The organism is Aquabacterium sp. (genome assembly GCF_036279675.1).
Lineage (GTDB): Bacteria > Pseudomonadota > Gammaproteobacteria > Burkholderiales > Burkholderiaceae_C > Aquabacterium.
On record NZ_DASUIS010000141.1, the window covers coordinates 1 to 5006 of the forward strand.

The window sequence follows — 5006 nt, forward strand, 5'->3', positions numbered from 1 at the left end:
TGGTGTGGCTCAGTTGATCTGCACGAGCGAGCCCACGACCTTGGTGGTGGCCGCGCTTTGCAGCTCGGCCCCGGCGCTGCCGCTGAGCTTGAGCTGGGCACCGGCTTCCACCTTGAAATCGGTGCTGGTCTTGAACTCGCCTTTGCCGCCGATGTCATAGGCCGTGTCCGCCGCGGTCTTGACCTTGAGGTCCTTGCAGCTCTCCACCGTGATGCCCTTGTCGTCGAGCACGAGGGTGTTGCCGTTGCTGTCCGTCAGGGTGATGGCGCCCTTGTCGTCATCCAGCACGAAGCTGTGGCCACCGGGCGTGGACAAGGTCATCACGATCTTGTCGTCATTGAAGTGCACCTTCATGCCGCTGCGGCTGACGAAAGCCTTCTCGTGGTTGTCGTTGCTGCCGGCAATCGGGGCAGGTTTGGCGCTGCTGTGCAGCATGCCCAGCACCACGGCCGAGCGGGGGTCATCATCCAGAAAGCCCACCACCACCTCATCGCCGATCTCGGGGCGCACCACGAAGCCGCGGTCCTTGCCCGCATCCAGACTGGCCAGGCGGGCCCAGACGCCATCACTGCTGTCCACCAGGGGCAGCTTGACGCGAATGCGGAACTCGCTGTCGGGGTCTTCGTTGTCGGTGCAGATGCCGATCTGCAGGCCATGCACGGGCGCCAGCAGGCTGGGGGTGCGAGCGGCTTCCAGGCGCGCACGGCGTTCGGGGTCTTCCGGCACACCACCGAACTGGAGGTGGCTCTTCCAGCCTTGCACCAGGTCCATCTCGTGGCGCACACCGGTGACCAGCACCTGGCCGTTGAAACGATCACCCACACCAGCGAGCTCCACCACATCGCCAGGTTGCACCTGGCCCAGGCCATCGCACTTGACGCGGCCGGTGGCCTTGTTCAGACGGGCGGTGGCAAAGCGGGCGTCGGCGGCGGTCGTCGCTTCGTCGTCAGACAGCATGGCGTGGCGCAGCTCCAGCTCGCTCACGCCCACGGCATCGGCCAGGTCATCGGGGCTCAGGTTGCCTGGGCCGTTGAAAGAGGGCGCGGTGCCGTCCATGGTGTGCACGGCCTGATCGGCGGCGTTCCAGGTCAGTGTCTTCACGGCCTTGGTCTGCTCGCGGGCATCGACCTCGGCGTCCAGCTCGATCAGGGTCGAGCCATATTGCAGCGTGGCCACAGGGGAGCCTTGCAACGCCAGCTTGCGGGTTTCGATGTCGGCGCCCCGTGTGAGCACCAGGTGGCCATTGGCCTGTGCACGGGTCACGAGGAAGTCCCAATCGGTGGTGTCGTACTGCACCAGGTGCTTGTGCTGGTAACTGGTGGATTCGACCGTGGCGTTGATGCTGGCTTCGCCCAGCAGGGCCGTGATGATGTCGCTGTCGGTCTTGTCCAGGTGGTTGACGCTGTGGCGCTTGAGCGTGAGCTTGGCGGCCTTGTGGCGGCACTCGACGATCAGCTGCGAGGCCGATTGCTCGCGCACCTTCAGGCGCTGGCGCACCACGATGCCCTTGAACACCGTATCCACCTGGGAGCCTGCACCGGCCTGGATTTCGATCTCGGCGCCGGGCACGAACAGGCTGTCATTGCTGAGCGTGAAATCGCTCGCGTCGGCCGTGCCATCGCGGTAGACCAGGCGGGCCGAGGCGATGTGGTTGGCCGTGTTCACCACACTGACAGCCAGCAGCTGGTGCGTGCGGGGCACGGCCGTGCCGCCCACCTTGACGGTGAACTCGCGCTGTTCGGCCTGTGTGGGGAGGGTGCGTGGCGCGGGAATGGCTATTTCTCCAGCGGAGGGAACACCACGCGGGTGCCGGCCGGCAGTTGCCGAAAGCCGTTGAGGCCGTTGGCGCGGGCCACGCGGGGCGCGTAACAGGGGTCGCCATAGATCGCGTGACACAGGCCGTGCAGGGTGTCGCCGGCCTTGATCACGCGGACATGGGTCAGATCAGGTGAGGAGTCTTGCGCCAGGGCCACGCGGGTCTGGTCATCGGACGAATCCGTGAACACCGCCGTGATGACCGCACGCAAAGGCTCGCCCGTGGGCTTGAACAGCTTGTAGACGATGGACGCGCTCTTGAGCACGCAGCGCTTGACGGCAATCTTGCCCCAGGCCACCTTGAGGAAGTTGGGGCGGTGGATGTCGCCGTTGTAGCCCGTCACCGTCTGGAATGAAGCAATCTTCTGCTGCACATCGAGCGCGCGGCCATTGGCACCGGTGCCATCGAGGAAGAAGGTCAGGCTCAGGTCACCGGGCTTGATCTTCTTGAAGTCCATGCGGCTGGCCGTGGTGCCCGCACCCTGGGCGCTGTCGTACTCCATCTCGTAAGACAGGGTCAGTTCGGCCGGGTTCACATAGGCCTCGAAGGTGTCGATGGCCGAGCCGCTGTAATCCGGCTTGGTGAAAGCCTGGATCAACAACCGCTCGAGTTGGCCGGAGTTGCTCATCAGGCTTCCTTCTGCTCGCGCAGGATCTCCAGCACGCGCTCGACGCACTCGGCCACCAGGGCCTGCTTGTCTTCGGTGCCGGACGCAGCGCCACCGCCGCCGCCGGCGGCCTGGTTGTCGACCTCGACCGAGATCACGACTTCGTCAACGATGATGGGCATGTCAGGATTTGTCCAGCGTGAAGTACTGATAGGCCAGCTGCAGTGACTCGACCACATAGGCATTGGCCGTGGCGCTGAGGTCGCTCACCGCCCACTTGACCGGATAGGCGCCCACGAGGTGCCAGGTCATCAAAGGCTGGTGCGACTCGTTGAGCAGCGTCACGTTCACGTCATGCGGTTCGATGGTGAGCGTCTCGATGCACTGCTTCACCCAGTCCCAGATGGCGGACTGTTTCATCAAGCCCCTTTTGAGGACCAGATCGGGGTACTTGGCACGCACGGGGTAGCGCTGGATGTAGCGGTTCTCACCGCCCTCCGGCACCTCCTCGGTGGCCAGGTCCACGGTGAGACCGCCCACATCGGTGAAGCGCACATCGTTGTCCGACGGCGCCAGCCCCAGTACCTCGACCTTGAAATGAAAGCCAACTGGCGGTGTGTACATGGGCCGCTATCAGTCGTTCTGCACTTCCATGCCTTCGTGGGCGATCTCGATGGACTCGATGGCCACTTCGTTGGCCGCCGCCTTGAGTTGCGGCCCTTCCACCTTGACGGGGAAGGCGTTGTGGATCTTCCAGACCATCACCGGCTCATGCGATTCGTTGAGCAGGCTGATCGTGAGGTCACGCCGCTCCACGGTGTTGAGCTTGATGGTGGTGAGCCATTTGTAGAAGTCGTTGTCCGACTTGACCACGCCACGCTTGAGCGTGATGTTGCTGAACTTGCGCAGGCCGGGCATCTTGATGGACGAGTACTCCGGGAAGAAGCCGTCGCGGTATTCGATGACCTGGTTTTCCTGCGTGAGACCTGTCACCTCGGAGAAGCCAAGGCGGTTGCCGCCCCACTGAACGGAGAAGTGGAAGACGGGCAAGGGATATTGTCCGGGCATGTCGATTCCTTCGGATGTTTTTCAGTGTGGGATCAGGAGGTCTGCAGCTTGTGCGAGAACTTCAGGATGATGAATTCCGCCGGGCGGACCACGGCCATGCCGATCTCGACGATCAGGCGGCCTTCCAGGATGTCCTGGCTGCTCATCGTGGTGCCCAGACCGCAACGCACGAAGAAGGCATCCTTGGTGCTGGCGCCAGCCAGTGCCCCTTCGCGCCACTTCTGCGTGAGGTAGTTCTCGATCATGCCGCGCACCTTGACCCAGGTGTTGGCGTCATTGGGTTCGAACACGGCCCAGTAGGTGGACTTCTTCACCGACTCTTCGACCATGTTGTAGAAGCGGCGCACCGAGACATAGCGCCACTCGTTGTCGTTGCCGGCCAGGGTGCGCGCGCCCCAGACCAGCGTGCCCTTGCCCGCAAAGGCGCGGATCGCATTGACCGACTTGCCGGAGTTGGCGTCGATGTTGAGGTTGTCGGTGTCGTCGCTGTCGAACAGGTAGGTGGGGGCCAGCACGCCATTGAGGCTGACGTTGGCCGGGGCCTTCCATACGCCACGCTGGTTGTCCACCAAGGCATAGATGCCGGCGATGGCACCAGACGGCGGGCACACGGTGACCGCGTTGTTCACGCCACGCAAGATCGAGCGGTACAGGCTGAAGTTCTCGCCCAGATAGGCTTCGTCGTTGCTGCGGTAGGTGTCAGCCGCGGCCGAGATCTGTGCCAGGACGGTGCCGACCGCAGCCAGGGCCGCCAGCACGGTGGGCTGCGTGGCATCGAACTTGGCCGCAGCGGTGGTGCCCGGCGCGGTCGGGATCTTGCCATTGCTGGCCACCACGGCGCTGAAGGTATTGCCCCAGGCCGGCGCAGAGGGCTTGGTGCCCAGATCCTGCTGCAAGGCGTAGCTCGGCTCTTCGTTGTCCAGCTCTTTTTCAATCGCCAGCAGGGGCTTGAACACGGGCACCAGCACATCGGTGATCTGGCCATTGACCACGGTGATCAGCTCTGGGCAGGTCAGCTTGACAGCAGCCGTGACCAGACCATCGACGGCGCGCGCCGCCTTCAGCAGAAAGTCGAACAGGTTCTGCGTGTTGCCAGCGTTCTTGGCGCCCTTGTAGGCCAGCAGGAGCGCGTCCTGTTTGGCCGAGAAGCTGGTCTCGGGGTCGAACAAGCCAGACTTGGCCGTGTTGATGACGGGCACGTCCGCCAGCACCTTGTCCAGGCGGCCGAGCTTGTCCTTGATGGCCTGCTCGGACGTGAGCGTGGCCAGCTCGACCGGCTGCGAGCCCTTGTACAGCTTGGTGGCGGGCTTGGTCAGATCAGCGTAACCGATCTGCTTGGGATAGTTGATCTTCAACCAGGGCGCATAGGCGGCACCGTACTTCAGGCTGTTGATGCCCACCTTGCTGCGGAAGTCTTCCACGGCGGTGGCGTGTGCGGTCTTGTTGTCGTAGTAGACCGTGTCCATCAAGGCGACCCGGTCACCCAGCTTGCCGCACTGGGCCAGCGCCGCCTTC

General features: G+C 63.7%; 6 protein-coding genes. All 6 read right to left on the reverse strand.

All coding sequences use genetic code 11. The features are described from left to right. Positions 1-9: 9 nt before the first annotated feature. Positions 10-1701, reverse strand: a complete 1692-nt coding sequence (gene vgrG / locus VFW93_RS16220) for a type VI secretion system tip protein VgrG (protein ID WP_329695001.1) — start codon at positions 1699-1701, stop codon at positions 10-12. Positions 1702-1775: 74 nt separating this feature from the next. Continuing rightward, positions 1776-2444 carry a hypothetical protein gene (locus VFW93_RS16225; RefSeq protein ID WP_329695002.1) on the reverse strand — a complete coding sequence of 223 codons (669 nt, stop codon included), beginning with the start codon at positions 2442-2444 and terminating at the stop codon, positions 1776-1778. Then, entirely contained in the window at positions 2444-2605 is a 162-nt protein-coding gene (locus VFW93_RS16230; RefSeq protein WP_329695003.1) for a DUF5908 family protein, read from the reverse strand. Before VFW93_RS16230 ends, VFW93_RS16225 begins: the two co-directional genes overlap by 1 nt. Position 2606: 1 nt before the next feature. Beyond that, complete coding sequence (locus VFW93_RS16235) at positions 2607-3047, reverse strand: phage tail protein (RefSeq protein WP_329695004.1); 441 nt, start codon at positions 3045-3047, stop codon at positions 2607-2609. Between the two features lie 9 nt (positions 3048-3056). Then, complete coding sequence (locus tag VFW93_RS16240) at positions 3057-3491, reverse strand: phage tail protein (protein ID WP_290676741.1); 435 nt, start codon at positions 3489-3491, stop codon at positions 3057-3059. Between the two features lie 32 nt (positions 3492-3523). Next, the coding region (locus VFW93_RS16245; protein WP_329695005.1) for a phage tail sheath family protein at positions 3524-5006 on the reverse strand (1483 nt) is incomplete at its 5' end.

Bases quoted from the DNA above. Each gene is read 5' to 3' on its own strand.
- VFW93_RS16225 (WP_329695002.1), bottom strand. From the start codon at position 2,444: ATGAGCAACTCCGGCCAACTCGAGCGGTTGTTGATCCAGGCTTTCACC.
- VFW93_RS16235 (WP_329695004.1), bottom strand. From the start codon at position 3,047: ATGTACACACCGCCAGTTGGCTTTCATTTCAAGGTCGAGGTACTGGGG.
- VFW93_RS16230 (WP_329695003.1), bottom strand. From the start codon at position 2,605: ATGCCCATCATCGTTGACGAAGTCGTGATCTCGGTCGAGGTCGACAAC.
- VFW93_RS16240 (WP_290676741.1), bottom strand. From the start codon at position 3,491: ATGCCCGGACAATATCCCTTGCCCGTCTTCCACTTCTCCGTTCAGTGG.